Annotated in this window: 19 protein-coding genes and 1 pseudogene; 18 read left to right on the top strand and 2 right to left on the bottom strand. The window is 59.8% G+C overall.

Translation table 11 applies throughout. The annotated features are described in order from the left end of the window. Window positions 1-60 precede the first annotated feature (60 nt). From ACLBWT_RS06565 to ACLBWT_RS06555, 3 genes are all read left to right on the top strand, one after another. Entirely contained in the window at window positions 61-477 is a 417-nt protein-coding gene (locus ACLBWT_RS06565; protein ID WP_447662223.1) for a DUF350 domain-containing protein, read from the top strand. Between the two features lie 132 nt (window positions 478-609). Continuing rightward, window positions 610-1,140, top strand: coding sequence for a hypothetical protein (locus ACLBWT_RS06560; RefSeq protein WP_447662222.1), 531 nt, complete (start codon window positions 610-612; stop codon window positions 1,138-1,140). Window positions 1,141-1,344: 204 nt separating this feature from the next. Further along, window positions 1,345-2,736, top strand: coding sequence for an MFS transporter (locus tag ACLBWT_RS06555; RefSeq protein WP_447662221.1), 1,392 nt, complete (start codon window positions 1,345-1,347; stop codon window positions 2,734-2,736). 130 nt (window positions 2,737-2,866) lie between these two features. Here the strand turns inward: ACLBWT_RS06555 and ACLBWT_RS06550 are convergent, their stop codons facing one another. Further along, on the bottom strand, window positions 2,867-3,985 hold the full coding sequence (locus ACLBWT_RS06550) for a CotH kinase family protein (RefSeq protein WP_447662220.1): 1,119 nt from the start codon (window positions 3,983-3,985) through the stop codon (window positions 2,867-2,869). Between the two features lie 214 nt (window positions 3,986-4,199). On the opposite strand from ACLBWT_RS06550, the gene ACLBWT_RS06545 reads away from it, so the two are divergent. The 13 genes and pseudogenes from ACLBWT_RS06545 to ACLBWT_RS06485 all read left to right on the top strand — a co-directional run. Then, a complete protein-coding gene (locus ACLBWT_RS06545) occupies window positions 4,200-4,871 on the top strand; it encodes a DUF2642 domain-containing protein (RefSeq protein WP_447662219.1) in 672 nt (223 codons plus the stop codon). 115 nt (window positions 4,872-4,986) lie between these two features. Next, the gene (locus ACLBWT_RS06540) at window positions 4,987-5,211 is read left to right on the top strand and encodes a hypothetical protein (RefSeq protein WP_447662218.1); all 225 of its coding nucleotides are present in this window, start codon (window positions 4,987-4,989) and stop codon (window positions 5,209-5,211) included. A 27-nt stretch (window positions 5,212-5,238) separates the two neighbouring features. Then, window positions 5,239-5,709, top strand: coding sequence for a spore coat protein (locus tag ACLBWT_RS06535; RefSeq protein ID WP_447662217.1), 471 nt, complete (start codon window positions 5,239-5,241; stop codon window positions 5,707-5,709). 281 nt (window positions 5,710-5,990) lie between these two features. After that, window positions 5,991-6,482 carry an Lrp/AsnC family transcriptional regulator gene (locus ACLBWT_RS06530; protein WP_447662216.1) on the top strand — a complete coding sequence of 164 codons (492 nt, stop codon included), beginning with the start codon at window positions 5,991-5,993 and terminating at the stop codon, window positions 6,480-6,482. 12 nt (window positions 6,483-6,494) lie between these two features. Beyond that, window positions 6,495-7,709: an aminotransferase class I/II-fold pyridoxal phosphate-dependent enzyme gene (locus tag ACLBWT_RS06525; protein WP_447662215.1), complete on the top strand. Its 1,215-nt coding sequence runs from the start codon at window positions 6,495-6,497 to the stop codon at window positions 7,707-7,709. 122 nt (window positions 7,710-7,831) lie between these two features. Further along, window positions 7,832-8,062 (top strand): Spo0E family sporulation regulatory protein-aspartic acid phosphatase, encoded by a 231-nt coding sequence (locus tag ACLBWT_RS06520; protein WP_447662214.1) that lies wholly within the window; start codon window positions 7,832-7,834, stop codon window positions 8,060-8,062. 207 nt (window positions 8,063-8,269) lie between these two features. Then, a complete protein-coding gene (locus ACLBWT_RS06515) occupies window positions 8,270-8,842 on the top strand; it encodes a cob(I)yrinic acid a,c-diamide adenosyltransferase (protein ID WP_447662213.1) in 573 nt (190 codons plus the stop codon). Further along, window positions 8,832-9,854: an RluA family pseudouridine synthase gene (locus tag ACLBWT_RS06510; protein ID WP_447662212.1), complete on the top strand. Its 1,023-nt coding sequence runs from the start codon at window positions 8,832-8,834 to the stop codon at window positions 9,852-9,854. The genes ACLBWT_RS06515 and ACLBWT_RS06510 overlap by 11 nt, the downstream gene beginning before the upstream one ends. Continuing rightward, entirely contained in the window at window positions 9,851-10,222 is a 372-nt protein-coding gene (locus ACLBWT_RS06505) for an arsenate reductase family protein (RefSeq protein ID WP_447662211.1), read from the top strand. The genes ACLBWT_RS06510 and ACLBWT_RS06505 overlap by 4 nt, the downstream gene beginning before the upstream one ends. Then, entirely contained in the window at window positions 10,215-11,429 is a 1,215-nt protein-coding gene (locus tag ACLBWT_RS06500) for an aminotransferase class I/II-fold pyridoxal phosphate-dependent enzyme (RefSeq protein ID WP_447662210.1), read from the top strand. Before ACLBWT_RS06505 ends, ACLBWT_RS06500 begins: the two co-directional genes overlap by 8 nt. 39 nt (window positions 11,430-11,468) lie before the next feature. Further along, complete coding sequence (locus tag ACLBWT_RS06495; RefSeq protein ID WP_447662268.1) at window positions 11,469-12,344, top strand: 5'-3' exonuclease; 876 nt, start codon at window positions 11,469-11,471, stop codon at window positions 12,342-12,344. Between the two features lie 138 nt (window positions 12,345-12,482). Beyond that, window positions 12,483-13,037, top strand: a complete 555-nt coding sequence (locus ACLBWT_RS06490; protein ID WP_447662209.1) for a GNAT family N-acetyltransferase — start codon at window positions 12,483-12,485, stop codon at window positions 13,035-13,037. Window positions 13,038-13,255: 218 nt separating this feature from the next. Next, window positions 13,256-13,396: pseudogene (locus ACLBWT_RS06485) on the top strand (hypothetical protein); the annotation flags it as partial. Between the two features lie 110 nt (window positions 13,397-13,506). Here ACLBWT_RS06485 and ACLBWT_RS06480 read toward each other — a convergent pair. Beyond that, window positions 13,507-14,742, bottom strand: a complete 1,236-nt coding sequence (locus tag ACLBWT_RS06480) for a DUF4269 domain-containing protein (protein ID WP_447662208.1) — start codon at window positions 14,740-14,742, stop codon at window positions 13,507-13,509. Between the two features lie 174 nt (window positions 14,743-14,916). Here ACLBWT_RS06480 and ACLBWT_RS06475 point away from each other — a divergent pair, with 174 nt between their 5' ends. Together ACLBWT_RS06475 and ACLBWT_RS06470 are read left to right on the top strand one after the other, a co-directional pair. Next, the gene (locus ACLBWT_RS06475) at window positions 14,917-15,414 is read left to right on the top strand and encodes a hypothetical protein (RefSeq protein ID WP_447662207.1); all 498 of its coding nucleotides are present in this window, start codon (window positions 14,917-14,919) and stop codon (window positions 15,412-15,414) included. A gap of 96 nt (window positions 15,415-15,510) precedes the next feature. Continuing rightward, complete coding sequence (locus tag ACLBWT_RS06470) at window positions 15,511-15,981, top strand: N-acetyltransferase family protein (RefSeq protein WP_447662206.1); 471 nt, start codon at window positions 15,511-15,513, stop codon at window positions 15,979-15,981. Window positions 15,982-16,254: the final 273 nt, after the last annotated feature.

Below are 16,254 nucleotides of genomic sequence, written 5' to 3'. Positions count from 1 at the left end.
GCGGCGGGCTATGGAGAAGCGCCTTATTGAAGCAAAGGCAAGCAGGGAGGAGGTGCAGGAATGGACAAAATTGTCGATGGTCTGCTTCGCAACGAGTACTTTTCCTCCCTGATTTATGTATCCATAGCCATCATGGCTTTGATCCTGTTCTTATCCTTGTTCGAATGGGTCGCGAAGTATAAATGCTGGGATGAAATCAGCAAAGGCAACATGGCGGTCGCGTTCGCGACCGGCGGCAAAATATTCGGCATCTGCAACATTTTCCGTTTTTCCGCCAATGCCGGGGATTCCATCTATGCGGGCTTGCTTTGGGGCGCATACGGGTTTATCATATTGCTTCTCGCCTACTTTCTGTTCGAGTTTCTGACTCCGGTATTCCGGATCGACGAGGAAATCAGGAAGGATAACCGTGCGGTTGGATTCATCGCAATGGTCATATCCGTCTCCATTTCCTTCGTGATCGGAGGAACGATATAGAAGCCGGACTTGCGAGGCATAAGCAGCGGAGGGCTTGGGATGAAATACTTATGGGGTACGCTGGCCGTGCTTGCGGTATTGTTTTTTGTTTTGGGAATCATCTATTTGAATTGACGGAAGGAGACGGAGCCGATGAGCAAGGAAATGCAGGAAACAGGCTTGATCTGCCCCTGGTGCTCGACCGAGATCGTATGGGATGAGGAGATCGGTCCGGAAGAGTACTGCCCTCATTGCGAGAACGAGCTGACCGGATACCGGACGTTGAAGCTTGGCGAGAACGATGCGGACGCACCTGAAGCGGCAGAGGCAGAGGAAGGCGAAGCTGCGGACTGGGATGAAGACGATCAGGCCGGCGACGACACGGGCTGGGCCGGAGGAGGCAGGCCTCGTTCCTGGCTGCAGGCCGACGAGAAAATCCAGCGGATCATGGACGATCAGGAGGAAATGCCGGAATGTCCATCCTGCAGAGAGTACATGCTGTTCGGCGGCACCCAGCAGCTGGCTCCATTCGAGCCGGCCGCGCCTCCGGCGCTGAAGAAGCCGCTCCTCCCGCCGTCGCCGAGCCTGCAGGTATACGTCTGCCCGGCTTGCCATGAAGTGTCGCTCAAGCTTGACCGCGATGCGAGGGGGTTCTTGACTTCCGCGCTCGGCGCGGAAAGCTGATTCTGCTGTTTTTGCGAATCGACGGCTGAACAAAAGCCGGGGCTGTCCTGCAAGTCATGAAAATGACCAGGGGCAGCCCTTTTCGTTTTTTTAGCTTTATGTTCCAAAGGAAAAGAAACGAATGTCTTCCCGCTGAACCAAATAAAGGCATGCAGACGAACTGGGCGGCCGGGGAATGCTGTCATGATGGAGGTGGCTGCAGACATGAGCAAACGCAAATATCGCAGGCGGCGGCTGTCTGCTCCGGCAGACTTGCCTGTTCCCGGACAGGGCACGGAACCGGGAAGAGGAGACGTGGAGGCAGCTGCAATGGCGGGAGAAATGCCGATCGGAAGGGGCGGCAGGCAGGAGGCTGCAAGCCGGGGCTCGGCGGCCATCGACGGCCAAGCCGCGATGCTGCTCGTCGTGCTGACCTTGTTCAATGCGGCGAATGCCTTTTCGGGGACGTTCGTACCGGTCTACCTGTTCAAGGCAGGCCATAACTACAGCCTGGTCGGCGTGTATTCCCTGCTCCAATACTTATGCGGAGGAATATGCGTATGGCTCGCCGGGGCATGGGTGAAGCAGAAGGGACTGGTGCTTTCGCTGAGAACCGGCGTCGCTTTATCCGGCATCTTTTATTTGAGCGTGCTGCTGCTGGGGGGAGCGGCCCGAAGTTATGCCGCGCCGCTCGGCATGCTGCATGGCATCGCTGGCGGATTTTTTTGGCTCGCTTACAATGTCCTCTATTTTGAAATTACCGAAAGGGACAACCGGGACCGGTTCAACGGCTGGGCCGGCTTGCTCGGTTCGGGGGTCGGCATGTTCGCGCCATGGCTGTCCGGAATCATCATCGCTGCCCGTGGAGGCGATGCCGGATATGCGGTTATTTTCGGCTTGTCGCTTGCTCTGTTCGTATTGGCCGCTGTCTTCAGCGCCAAGCTGAAAAAAAGACCGCCTCAAGGACGATACGAATGGTTCATGGCCATACGGGAGCTGAGGAATCCGTCAAGCCCGTGGCGCCGCTTCGTGCCGGCCATTCTTTTTCAAGGGCTGAGGGACGGCGTCTTCATGTTCCTGATCGGCTTGACGGTATACGCGGCGACCCAGCAGGAAAAGCAGCTCGGCACCTTTTATCTCGTCACCTCGCTTGTCGCCCTGGTGAGCTTCTGGATCTGCGGCAAGCTGCTGACGCCGTCCAGACGGAACGCGGCTATGCTGGCGGGTACGCTGGCCATGACGGCGGTCATCGCTCCTCTTCTGGCCGGAGTGGAATATTCCACGCTGCTTCTGCTTGGGATCGGGACGTCTTTGTTCGCTCCGCTCTATATGATTCCCATGACTTCCGCCGTGTTTGATCTGATCGGAAGAAGCGAGGATTCGGCAAGGAGAAGGGTGGAATATACGGCGCTTAGAGAAGCCTCGCTCACAGTCGGACGCGTGGCGGGAGTGTCGGCGTTCCTCGTCGTGGCTGCCGGAGGAACCCCGAGTCCGGAGCGGCTGGCTTGGCTTCTGCTTATTCTGGGATCTGCTCCGATCGCCGGCTGGTGGTTCATCAGGCGTTCCCTGAGGCCGCAGGAGCAGCAGGCGTCGGCCGCAGCGGGGAGACAGCCATGAATTTGCCGGCCCAGTCTGCGGGTGCCCCGCCAACTGTCGGCTCCAGTCTGCGGAACCGCCCGCCAACTGCCGGCCCAGTCAAAGGAACCGTCAACAGCAGGCTCAGTCTTATGAACCGCCAGCTGCCGGATCAGTCTGCGGAACCGCCCGCCAACTGCCGGCGAGGCAAGCTTGCGCCATCACCAAGCCAGCGTCTCAGCTCAGCCCTGACAAATCGGCGGCGTTTGCCGATGTAGGCGAGGATGAAGGCTTTCTCTCCGCTGAACGCCTTCAGCGTCGCTGCACGCGCTGGATCGAGCTTGACGGCCGCAGCGATCCTCTCCAGCATGCCGCCCGCGGCGGGACCGATCCTCTCTTCCGTGAATTCCGTCTCCATGACGCGCTCCAGCTCTTCGGCATATCGCCTTCTCCATTCCGGGAACTGGAAGATCCGGCGCGTCAAGCCGTTGTAGCCCTGGATTCGTACGAGATCAGCCGAGCAGGGCTTGCCGTAGCAATTGCGGCCCCATGTGCCTTCATAGTCCCAAGGAAGGATCCCGTAGCGGCCGGAAGCGTCATCCTCGTACAAGGCGTAGTTCTGCTCGAAGCCGTCGTAGTTGCCGGTGAGCACGGCTCCGGCCAGCCATTTGAAATACAGGTCCAAATCAAGCCGCTCCTCGATCGCCTCCTGCAGGCTCGAGTCTTTAAGCCGATGGAGCCGGCCGATGAAGTCGGATAACCGGACAAGCGTGCCCCCGTCTCCCTCGACGAACTCGTATCCGTCAGAGAGAGAGCGCTTGCGGCGCCGGGACTCGGGATCCTTGAGCTCGAAGTTGGCGCTGTCGTTGGCCGCATACAGAAGAGACCGGTAGCGGATTCCGCGCATGGAAAAGAAGCGGGAGTTGACGGCTTCGATTTCCAGATAGATGCCGTCCGGCTTGCCGCTGACCGACAGCCATACCGGGCGCGTGCGCGGGGAAGGGACCCCGATCCGCTCCATGAAATGAAAGCTGAGCGCGTTGCGGATCATGGAAGGGTCATCCGATTCCGCATTCCAATGAAGGACCAGCCCGCTGTCCAATTGGATCTCATAGGATTTCTTCGCGTATTCCCGCGTATGTCCGCCTCTGTAGCGGATTCTTGCGCCTGATATCCGTCCGCCGATGCCGAGCTTCGCAGGCACATATCTGCGGCTCCATATATCCCGGTCAAGCTCCGACCTCTGATCCGGTCCCATCAACACCGCCCGCTCCGGAATTCCTGTCCGCATATGCCCATCCTCCTCTTTCCGCCTTCGGCATGCGGCGTATCCGCCCATGCGTTACCCTATTCGGAATACGGCAGGATGGTTCGGCAGCCGGCAGCTTTCCCGCTCCGCCAACCTCCCTGTCGCCGTGAAGACAGGCTGCATATACTGGGGACAGGAAGAGCGGTTATGCGTCCGAGAGCTTCTTCCTTCAAGAGGAGGCGATCCAACAGCATCCATGAAATCCAAACATCCCTGGCAGAGCCGCTTCGTAACCGTCATTCTGGAAGGAGGCGGCAGGCTGGAGGGAATTTTATGCGAGATGGGCGAAGACGTGCTCTCCATGTTCATCCTCCCGTCGCAGCGCCACGGCTACATTCCTCTGGTGCAAGTCAAGGAGCTGTCCGTCTCCACCGTTCCCGTCCCCGAAGGCTCCCCGATCGTCGATGACCATCCTTACCGCACCCCGTCCGAGCGCATGAGCTACCGCAAGATCCTGCTGGCGTCCAAAGGCTCGTTCTCCGAAATCAAGCTTTCCTCCCATCGGCAGCTTCACGGCTACCTGGCGGGAGTCATGAACGATTTCCTGATCTTCTGCGTGCCGATGAACGGGGTCGTGCTTGTCCCGCTCGGCAGACTGCGCTGCCTCTCGCCCTACCCACCAGGCCTGGCGCCGTACCATCTGACGTTGGAACAGTTTCCGCTGCGCCCGCTGTCGCTTGGCCTGGCGCGCAGCTTCTCCCAGCAGCTGGCCAAGCTGCAGGGGGAATTCATTCTTGCCGGAAGAGGCGAATTGCCGGATCTGTCCGGCGTTCTTGCCGCGATCGACGGTCAGCTCGTCACGCTGACGGACGCGTCCGGCAGCAGCGTCTGCCTGCATTTCTCCGCAATCGAAGCGCTGCATCTCTAACCTCGGAATCCCGCCCGCCGCACTTATGCCGCAGTTGGCGCCGAGGGTACATATTGACAGTCCGACGGGGCATCCTACAGCTTGGAAGCAATTCAAAACCAAGGGAGTGGGCACCATGCTGCAACCGATGACCAGCAAGGAAATTCAATACATCTCCGATTCCATGACCAATGAGGACCTGCTGATGAAGCAATGCGCCTGCATGGCTACAAGCGTGGGCAATCCCGGCGTCAGCCAGCTCGCCTCGAGAATGGTCATGAACCACCAGCAAAATTACGCAGCGCTCTTGAACAGCTTGTACCAGCATCAGACGATGGCTCCGTCCTCGCCGCAAAGCTGACAACCATTCCAGCAAGGAGGCCAATATATGTATCAGCAGCAAAATCAAAACGCCATGCAGACTCCGTTCCCGGAAGACGCGTGGGCCAATACGGTCCTGTGCGACCTGAAGCGGGTCGTGCGCGAATACGCGACGGCCGCGACGGAGAGCTCCTGTCCCGAAGTGCGCAAGATGTTCACGTCTCTGACGAACAGCACCCTGCAGCTGCAAGGAGAGCTGTTCAACGCCATGCAGCAGGCGAATATGTACACGGTGCCTTCGCCTGCGCTGCGCCAGGACATCCAGAAGAATATCGCTTCGTTCCAGCAGCAGCAGCAGCAGACCCAGCAATTTCTCCACCAGCGGATGAGCGGCCAGGCGGCGCAGCCTTACATGCAGTCTCAGGCGAAATCGCAGCAGCCTTACATGCAGCCGCAGATGCACTCTCCGCAGCAGTATGTGCAGCCGCAGATTCCGCAGCCCGTGCAGGATCATCAGCACCAGCATTTCTATAGTTGAGCAGCCGGAAGAAGGCGGGCGGGGACATGTTCCCTGCCTGTCTTTTTTTGTGCCGGAACTTGCTTCGCGATCAGCCTCCGGCGTACGGCTCTGTCTTCGTCAGGAAGTTTGTCGCGATGGCGGAGTCCGCGGAATCGGGAGTGGGGACGAGGCTGGAGCGCCGGACGAGCGGCATGGGGATGATCTGCATCTGGCGGACAAGCTTGCGATTTCACTTTCCAAATAGCTTGTTAACGGTGTAAAATGTTCTTTATAACGCTTCAGGAAGGGAGTCAAAGACGATGAACGAAATGAAATTCAAGGTGCTCGAGCTGCTCAAGGAAGACGCTCGCAGGAGCCCCGAACTGATCGCCACGATGCTTGGAAAGCCTCAGGAAGAGGTGGAGCAGGCGATCGCGGAAATGGAGCAGGATCACGTCATCGTCAAATATGCGCCCGTAATCAACTGGAGCAAGGTGGACGACCAGAAAGTGACGGCTCTGATCGAGGTTCAGATTACGCCCGAGCGCGGCCGCGGCTTCGAAGGAATCGCGGAGCGGATCTACCTGTACCCGGAAGTGAAGACGGTCTACCTGATGTCTGGAGCGTACGATCTGCTCGTCGAGGTGGAGGGCCGCACGCTGAACGAAGTGGCCTCGTTCGTCTCCAGCAAGCTGTCGACGATCGACTCGGTGCTTTCGACCAAGACTTTCTTCATCTTGAAGAAATACAAGCAGGACGGCATCATTTTCGAAGAAAAAGAAGGGGATCAGCGGCTGCTGGTCACTCCGTGAGGTTGACGGATCATGACCATCTCCAGCAAGACTCCAACTCCGTCCGAACCTTCTGTCCGCCGTTCCATGTCCGACTACCTGTCCCCGAGCGCAAGGGCGATCAAGCCATCCGGAATCCGCCGGTTCTTCGATCTGGCGAACAGCCGCAAGGATGTGATCACGCTTGGCGTAGGCGAACCGGACTTCGTCACCCCGTGGCATGTCCGCGACGCCTGCGTGGCCTCGCTGGAAGCGGGCAAGACGCAGTATACGTCCAACGCCGGCACGCCTGAGCTCAGAGGAGCGATCGGCCAATACCTGAACGACTCGTTCAGTGTCGCGTACGACCCGGCCAAGGAAATTCTCGTAACGGTCGGAGGCAGCGAAGCGATCGACCTCGCTCTGCGGGCTCTGATCAGTCCCGGGGACGAGATTCTCGTGCCGGAGCCGAGCTACATCTCGTATTCGCCGATTACGACGCTGTCCGGCGGGGTGGCCGTCGGCGTGGAGACATTCGCGGAGCATGCCTTCAAGCTGCAGGCCGACACGCTGCGGGCTGCCATCACGCCCCGCTCCAAGATTCTGATCCTCAGCTATCCGAGCAATCCGACCGGCGGCATCATGACCTACGAGGACTGGCTCCCCATCGCCAAGGTCGTGGAGGAGCATGATCTGGTCGTCATATCCGACGAGATCTATGCCGAGCTGACCTATGGAAGCAAGCATGTCAGCTTCGCCGCCATGCCGGGAATGAAGGACCGCACGATTCTGGTCAGCGGCTTCTCCAAGGCGTTCGCCATGACGGGCTGGAGGATCGGCTACGCTTGCGGCCATCCCGAGCTGATCGGCACGATGCTCAAGATCCACCAGTACACGGTCATGTGCGCCTCCAATATGGCGCAGGTCGCCGCGCTGGAGGCGCTGACGAACGGCATGGAAGAGATGTACCGCATGATGGAGTCGTACAACCAGCGCCGCCGCCTCGTCGTCAAAGGGCTGCGCGACATCGGCCTGCACTGCCACGAGCCGCAGGGAGCCTTCTATGCCTTCCCGTCGATCGCATCGACAGGGCTGAGCTCGGAGGAATTCGCGGAACGGCTCGTTCAGGAGCATGGCGTAGCGGCTGTTCCGGGCAGCGTGTTCGGACTTGGCGGAGAGGGACATCTGAGATGCTCCTACGCGACTTCCGTATCCCAGCTGAATGAAGCGTTGGATCGAATGGGAGCGTTCGTCCACAAAATCAGGTAGGAATCAGGAAGATGTTTTGCTATAATCAGGACTAATAAAAATTCAATTTTTTTACATCCTGTCGAGCGAACGGCATTCCGGATTGAAAAAGATTGCAATTGCAAGCGGGGAGGGATGTCAGAATGGCGGCAGGCATGGATTGTCTATCAGCGGTAGAAGCGAAGCCAAGATTACGAAATGTTCCCGACTGGTCCCCGCTTTTGAGAAGTCTCTCGGAAGAAATCGACGCGCTTCGCAAAGAGATGGAAACCATCTATGAGGATAGATCGGGCTTTCAGTCCGAGGAGCTTTTGGCGGCAAGCCAGAGGCTGGATTTGAAGATCAACGAGTTTCTCCATTTCCAGCTGAGCTGATCCCATCGACCCACCCGCTCCGGCGCTGCCGGAGCGGGTTTTTTGCATGCATCCGTCTCTTCTTTTGTCGATGAGAGCTTTAAGAGAGACTCGGATTGAAGATTCAAGGCCGCCGTTCGACCTTAAGCTGGAAGCAGCCGGAGAATGAGAGGAAGCCGCCCGGTATGGTATAATGGAACCTAACCTATTGAGTGCAGGAGGCTGGCGATGAAGCTCTATACAAGAACCGGCGATTCCGGTCAGACCTCGTTGATCGGGGGCAGGGCCGACAAGCATGACGCCCGGGTAGAAGCGTACGGGACGATTGACGAGCTTAATGCCTTCACGGGGGCAGCCCGGGCGGAAACGGCTCGCGATCCGCGGCTGGACGATCTGACGGAGCAGCTCGAGGAGATCCAGCACGAGCTGTTCGACTGCGGCTCCGATCTCAGCTATGCCGCCCCCAAGCCGGAGCAGCTCAAGGTGTCGGAGACGATGTCGCTGAAGCTGGAGGGCTGGATCGACGCGCTTAGCTCCGAGACGCCTCCGCTGAGAAGGTTCATCCTGCCGGGCGGGACAGCAGCGGCATCTGCGCTTCATGTATGCCGGACTGTAAGCCGCAGGGCGGAGAGGCGGACGGCGGCGCTGGCTGCGGCAAAGGAAATCAATCCGGGCGTCCTGCAGTACTTGAACAGGCTTTCGGATTACTTCTTCGCGGCTTCGCGGGCGGCGAACTTCCGGACGGGAACGGCCGATGCCGAATATGTGCGGGGAGCGGATGTATTTCGTGGTGACCGCTAGAACTTCGGAACGGTATTCGCAAGGAATCGCCCCCCCATTCGGTTATTATGAGCCGATCCGGATCGAGGCCGGAGAGCAGGAGGACGGCTGGAGGCTGAGCAAGCTGCTTGAGCGGCGGCTCGGCGTCTCCCGCAAGCTGCTCTCCCGGCTCAAGCTGACCGAGCAGGGGCTTATGATCAACGGCGTCCGCGCCTATTCCGGCGACCCGGTGCGATCCGGGGACATCGCGGAAATCCGCATGGAGCAGGAGCGTTCGGAGGATATCCTCCCGCAGGATCTGCCCCTGAAGATCGTGTTCGAGGACAAATGGGTGCTGCTCGTCAGCAAGCCGGCAGGCATGGTCGTGCATCCGACCCACGGCCATTATACGAATACGCTGGCCAACGCGGCCGTGCACCACTGGCAGCAAGCGGGCGAGAACGTAAGGTTCAGGCCGGTGCATCGCCTCGACGAGGATACGTCGGGTCTCGTGCTGCTCGCCAAAAACCCTTATGTGCATCAGCAGCTGTCCGAGCAGCACGGGGACGGGCGCATCCGCAAGCAGTATGCGGCCTATACGTATGGAGTGCCGGAGATTCCGGCCGCCCGCATCGACGCGCCGATCGACCGGGATCCGGACTCTCCTCACCATCGGATCGTGACCCCGTCCGGTTATGCTTCCGCTACCCGTTACGAGACGCTGGCCGGCTACGGCGGACGAGCGGCCAAAGTCCGGCTGCGGCTGGAGACGGGAAGGACGCATCAGATCCGGGTCCATATGGGCTGGATCGGCTGTCCGCTGATCGGAGACCTCATGTACGGCCCGGCCGCGGCAGGAGCGGGCATCGGCAGCTGGGAGGAAGCAGCCGGACGGCAGGCGCTGCATGCGGAGATGCTCTCCTTCGAGCATCCCATGACAGGGGAAGAGATGACATTCACGGCGCCGCTGCCGCCTGATCTGGAGCGGCTGGAGCGGCTGCTGCGGCAGGACGGCGGGCAAAGAAATGATGAAGGAGAAGGACGGACAAGATGAGCGACAAAAAGGAAATGATCCTGTACGAATACAGCAAATGCGGCACCTGCCGCTCTGCCTTCAAGGACTTGGAGGCTGCCGGCCGCAGCGTGAGGCGGATTCCCGTCTTCGAGACGCCGCCCTCGAAGGAGGAGCTCCGCTCCCTGGTCAAGAAGAGCGGGCTTGAGCTGAAGAAGTTTTTCAACACCTCCGGCGAAGTCTACAAGGAGCTTGGGCTCAAGGACAAGCTTGGGGCCATGAGCGAGGAGGAGCAGCTGGAGCTGCTGTCCTCGAACGGAAGGCTGATCAAGCGGCCGATCGCCACGGACGGAGAGAAGGTCACCGTAGGCTACAAGCCGGAGTCGTACAAGGCTGCCTGGCATGAGTAGCGGCTGGCGCTCGGACAAGCTGGACCGGCTCGGCTCGTCGATCTTCAGCGAAGTGGCCCGGTGGAGGCAGGAAGCCTCCGAAGCCGGACTGGACGTGATCGACCTCAGCATCGGCAGCCCGGATCTGCCTCCGAGCGCTGCGGTCCGCCAAGCTCTCAGCGAAGCGGCGCTGCGGCCGGGGGCGTACCGGTATCCGTCGTCCGAGGGGAGCATCGAATTCCGCCGGACGGCGGCTGAGTGGCTGCGCCATCGGTTCGGGACGGAGGTGGATCCGGAGACGGAGGTCGTGACGCTGATGGGTTCCCAGGACGGGCTGGCGCATCTGGCGACGGCGATCTGCAATCCCGGCGACACGGCGATCGTGCCGGATCCCGGCTATCCTATCTACGCCGCTTCGCTTGCGGTGGCGGGAGTGGAGGCTGCCTTCCTGCCGCTGAGAGCGGAGGGAGGGTTCTTGCCTGATCCCGATCTGCTCTCTGACGAGATTTGGAACCAGGCGCGCTTCGTGCTTGTCGGCCTGCCGGGCAACCCGATCGGGACCGCGGCGGAGCTGGACGTGCTGGAGCGGCTCGTGGACAAGGCGCGCAGGCATCGGACGCTGCTCGTCCTCGATCTGGCCTATTCGGAAATGGGATACGGCGATTACCGTCCCTTCAGCGTTCTGACGATTCCGGGCGCGAAGGAAATCGCCGTCGAATTCCACTCGATGTCCAAGAGCTTCCATATGGCAGGCTGCCGCATCGGCTTCATGGCGGGCAACGCCGCTGCCGTGGGAGCTCTCAAGGAGCTCAAGGCGAACATCGACTACGGCGTATTTCCCGCCGTTCAGGAGGCGGCTTCGGCAGCTCTGCGCGAGGCAATGGACGACCCCGGTTATGCCGGATTCCGCGACGTCTACGAGGAGCGCCGCGACCGGTTCGCCGAGGCGCTGTCAAGGGCGGGCTGGAGCGTCCCGAAGCCGGATGCGACGATGTTCCTGTGGGCGGCCGTGCCTCAGCCAGCAGGCGGTGCGGCTTGGAGCAGCCGCCGGTTTGCCCGGCAGCTGCTGCAGGATGCGGGCGTAGCCGTCGTGCCCGGCGACGCGTTCGGCCGCGAGGGAGAGGGTTATGTCCGGATCGCGCTCGTCGAGAGCGCAGACCGTCTGGGAGAGGCGGCGGAGAGAATCGGAGCCTGGCTGAAAAAGCAGGGCTTGGGAGAGGGGAGATAAGGAATGGATTTATTCACATGGAATGAGGAACCGCCCGTTATGCAGGAGGAGGCGGGTTCGCGGCTGCTGCTCGTCGACGGCATGGCGATTTTATTCCGGGCTTACTTTGCCACCGCTTACGGCGGCAGCGTCCGGCGCACGAGCTCCGGCCTGCCGGTCAACGCGGTGCATGGCTTCGTCCGATATTTCATGGATGCCGTGCGCAAGTTCCAGCCCACCCATGTCGCTTGCTGCTGGGATCTTGGGAGCACCACGTTCCGCACGGGTGAGTTCGCGCTGTACAAGGCCAACCGGCCGGATGCGCCGGATGACCTGATTCCGCAGTTCGATCTCGTCAAGGAGGTCGTGGCGAGCTTCGGCGTGCCGAACATCGGCGCTCCCGGCTTCGAGGCGGATGATTGCATCGGCACGCTGGCCAAGCTGCACGGCCGGGAGCACGAGGTGTTCGTGCTGACCGGGGACCACGACATGCTGCAGCTGGTGGACGAGAAGGTGTCGGTCGTCATCATGAAGAAGGGCCACGGCAATTATATGGTCTATACGCCTCAGACGCTGCTGGAGGAGCGCGGGCTGACGCCGGCGCAAATCATCGACGTGAAGGGCCTCATGGGCGATGCAAGCGACAATTATCCCGGGGTGAAGGGCATCGGCGAGAAGACCGCCCACAAGCTCGTTCAGGAGCATGGTTCGGTAGACGGCATTCTGGCAAGCCTGGAGCTGCTGTCCAAGACTGTCCGGGCCAAGATCGAGGCCGACCTGGACATGCTTCATCTATCCCGGCGGCTCGCGACGATCCACTGCGAGGCTCCCGTCGCCCTGGCGATGGACGACTGCTGCTGGTCCGTCAATCGCGCGCTCGTGGAGAAGAAGTTCGAAGAGCTGGAATTCAGAAGCCTGATCAGCCTGATCAGTTGATCGATCGCCAGCGGACGCCTGAGGGCGTCCTTTTTTTATTTTTACGCAAAGAAGATAACGGAATAATATTGACATATTATTCCAACCTTTATAATCTTATACGATAGAATCGACCTCATCAGATGAAAGGATGGTCAAATGAAGACGGCAGCCTCACCCTTCGCAGAACTCGAAACCCCAAGGCTTGCACTTCGCCGGCTGCGTTCGTCGGATGCAGAGGATATGTACGCTTATTTCTCGCTGGATGAAGTGACGAAGTATTACAATCTGGAATCGTTCTCGGAGCTGAGCCAGGCGGAGGCGCTGATCAGCCGCTTCAATGAGCGGATCGACAGCGGCGCCGCCCTCCGCTGGGCTGTCACCCTCAAAGGCGAGGACCGGCTCATGGGAACATGCGGATACCATAACTGGAGGCGGGATCACTGCCGCGCCGAGATCGGCTATGAGCTGCATCCCCGCTGCTGGCAGCAGGGTTATATGACAGAGGCTGTGTCCGCCATTCTGGAGTTCGGCTTCGGCGCGATGGGCTTGAACCGCGCGGAGGCGTTCATTGATCCGGATAATGCCGGCTCCCGCAGGCTGCTGGAGAAATGCGGCCTCAAGGAGGAAGGCTTGCTCAGGGATTATTTCTTCGAAAAAGGAATGTTCGTCGACGCGGCCGTCTTCTCCATTCTGAAGCGGGAACGCGCTTGAACGGCGCCTGGCGGCATGCATGAGCCGGCAAGGAGAAGTCTGAGCAGGACAGGAACTAACCGGCAGATCGGACAACATCGGATAGGAATATGGAGGGATGTGTCTGCAAGCGGGAGGACAGTTCGGTTCCAATCCGACTTTCACTTTTATGGACTCGTTCGGGCCTGTATTAATCGTCATCGTTTTTGTCATCTTAATCGGAAGCCTTCGAATTCGTAGACGGCGGCCGTGTGGAGCTGAGAATGCCTGCGGACGAGTTCGGATTGGCCGTCGTCGGAGACGTCGGAGAGCTGACTTACCAAGGAACGACGTACAAAGGCTGTGAACGGCATGTCCAGGCTCCCGGCACGGGGAGCTGATTTGCGGACCCAGGCTGGAAGGAGCATCCGGTCGACACGCACGCAGCCTGAATAGAGCCGCCGGAAGTCCGGCGGCTCTCTTTTCTATGGCCTGGGCTGCGCTTGTTCTCTTAACGACGGCCTTCCCATTCCCCGTAGAACTGCTCCAGGTAATCCAGCATGAAGGCATGGCGCTCCGCGGCCAAACGGCGGCCTGCCGCCGTGTTCATGCCGTCCTTCAGCTTCAGCAGCTTCTCATAAAAATGCGCGATCGCCGTTCCGTCGCGGCCGCGGTATTCCTCGGGCGTCAAGGCAGCCCGCGGAGAGAAGCCGGGATCATGGACGGGCCTGCCTACGGCGCCGGAATAGGCGAACACGCGGGCGATGCCGATGGCTCCGATCGCGTCCAGCCTGTCCGCATCCTGGACAACCTGCCCCTCGAGGGTCGCCATGGGCGGCCTTCCGCCCCCCTTGTAGGAAATCGTCGAAATGATTTCCAGCGTGGCGGCGATCGTGCCATCGTCGGCTTGAAGGCGTTCAAGCCATTCTCTGACCTCCCGAAGTCCGGCTTCCTCTCCATCCCGCAGCTTGTCGTCCGCCAGGTCATGCAGCAGCGCTGCCAGCCTGCAGACGAAGCGGTTGGCGTTCTCCTCCTCTCCGATGACATCGGCCGTCCTGGCGACCCGGCTGATATGGAACCAGTCGTGGCCGCTGAAGTCGTGCTTCAGCTGTTCCCGCACATACTCCTCGGTCTTCTCCACCATTTTCTGCTTCTCAAGGCTTCCTTCAAGACCCCAATCCATCCCTGCCTCGACAATCGCCTGCAGCTCCTCGTCGCCTGCATCCGCCAGCTCCAGCAGCCGGGCATAAGGATCGCCGCTGAGACGGAAGCGGCAAGCAAATGCCGGCTCTGTTTTCATGCCCTGCTCCTTCAGCCTCCGGATGGCCGAGCGGGCTTCGGCTCCGGACAGCTCCAGAAGCCTGCCTTCCGCAACCATATGGCGGAAAGCGTTTTGCCTGACAGCCTCGCGAGGCTGCGCGAACAGCTCGACCGCCCAATCCTTCCAGCGGAAGGAAACGGCGACGGACGGCAGCCCTTGGGAGAGATGCCTTTGTGAAGAGTATCCATCCAAATGAGCGAAATTCGCTTCCGTCTCTCGCAGAAACCGTTCCAGGTCGCCTGCTTCGCAGATGACATCGAGATCGCTCGAGGGTATGTCCACGTCGATAGGAACCGTGCCGGCAAGCACGGGAGTATATTCCTCCAGAATGGCGAAGAGATCCAGCTCGCGCAGCGCGGCAGCCGCCGAGCGCTGTCTCGGCGTTCCTGACGCCAGCCTGTCCAGACTGTAATCGCTGATGTTCATTGTCGCTCCCCTCTCCTGGCCTGCTTTAGAAGATTGTTCGAATGACGATACCATCTCATATAGCGGCAACATTCCATTCTATCACGGACACAGCGCTTCGGACAGGCTTGCAAGGCCGGCAGCCGGCATCTTATGCTATAATGCACAGTACAATCCCATTACCGGAGGTTTCACATGTTATCGTTCCAAGAAAAGCTAGACATCCTATCCTCGTTCCCCGAGCTGACGCGCAATGACGTGTCGATGGGACGGGTGAACTTCCATTTTGAAGGAAGCCAGCATGAGAAGAAAACCGTCGGATACCGGCTGCATCCGAACGGAAGCGGATATATCTACGCCGGTCTGCTGAAGGGATACGAAACCGATGACAAAGGGTATGCAAGCATCCGCGACCTGAACGAAGAGCAGTTGCGGGAGCTTGCGGCCGCGTCGATCGAATCCTTGTCCGCGCCGCCGTCCGGACCTGCGCGCGAGCCCGGCCAAAGCAGGGCCGCCCGCAAGCGCCGCATGGCGAGGACGGCCTGGGTAAGCCCTGACGGCGATGAGCTGGAGCTGAGGAGCGAGGACGATCTCTGGTATTTGTATGCCGGCATGAGCCTGGAGATGGCATTCGAGACGTTCGAGGAAGCGGAGGAATATTTGCAGGAAGAGGGCTTCCAGCCGAAGGCGTAAGGCAATCAAAGTCCAAATTCTTGTCGCCTTCCTCCATGGGCTGTGCGTGCTCAGTCGCCTTATAGTAGGGAAAAGGCTTCTGGAGGCGGAACCAAGATGAATAGGAAAATGTATTCCATTATTGTCAGCCGATGCGATGCAGCCGAGGCCGACGCCATCGCTCCGTTGTTCGACCAGTACCGGATCTTTTACGGCCAGTCTTCCGATGAGGAAGGCGCGCGCCTGTTCCTGCAGGAAAGGCTCGTCCGGGGAGAATCGGTCCTGTTCGCCGCAGCGGCAGAAGGCGCTCCGATCGGGTTCGCTCAGCTGTATCCGGTGTTTTCTTCGGTATCCATGAGGAGAGCATGGATTCTGAACGACTTGTACGTGCGTGCCGAATGGCGCGGGCGAGGGGCGGCCAAGCTGCTGCTGCAGGCGGCCAGAGACTACGCAGCCGCGGGAGAGGCCAAGTCGGTCCAGCTCTCGACCGCTGCAAGCAATGCGGCGGCAAGGTCTCTTTACGAACAGGCAGGGTATGAGCTCGACACGGTTTTTTTGACGTACGAGCTGTCGCTGGACAAGGCTTAGCTTGATTCCAGATGCGAAATGAACACTCCGAGCGGCGGCTGGATTGCGGCAGCGCGGAGTCCAAAAAGGAATTCGGGAAACCCCGGATTCCTTTTTTTGTCCTTTATTGCAGGGCTAACCGCGATAAGCTGGCTCCGCCGGTTGGATCAGATGGGAAATGGACTCGATTCCCCTGCAGCCATCCGCATAAAGGCATGCTGATCCTCCTTTTCATGAGGAGCCGCAATGCTCGGGGAAGAGCCGGATAATTGCCGCAGCCTGCCTTTTTTTTGC

The organism is Paenibacillus sp. D51F, assembly GCF_053345695.1.
This window is presented reverse-complemented; position numbering and strand designations above follow the sequence as displayed.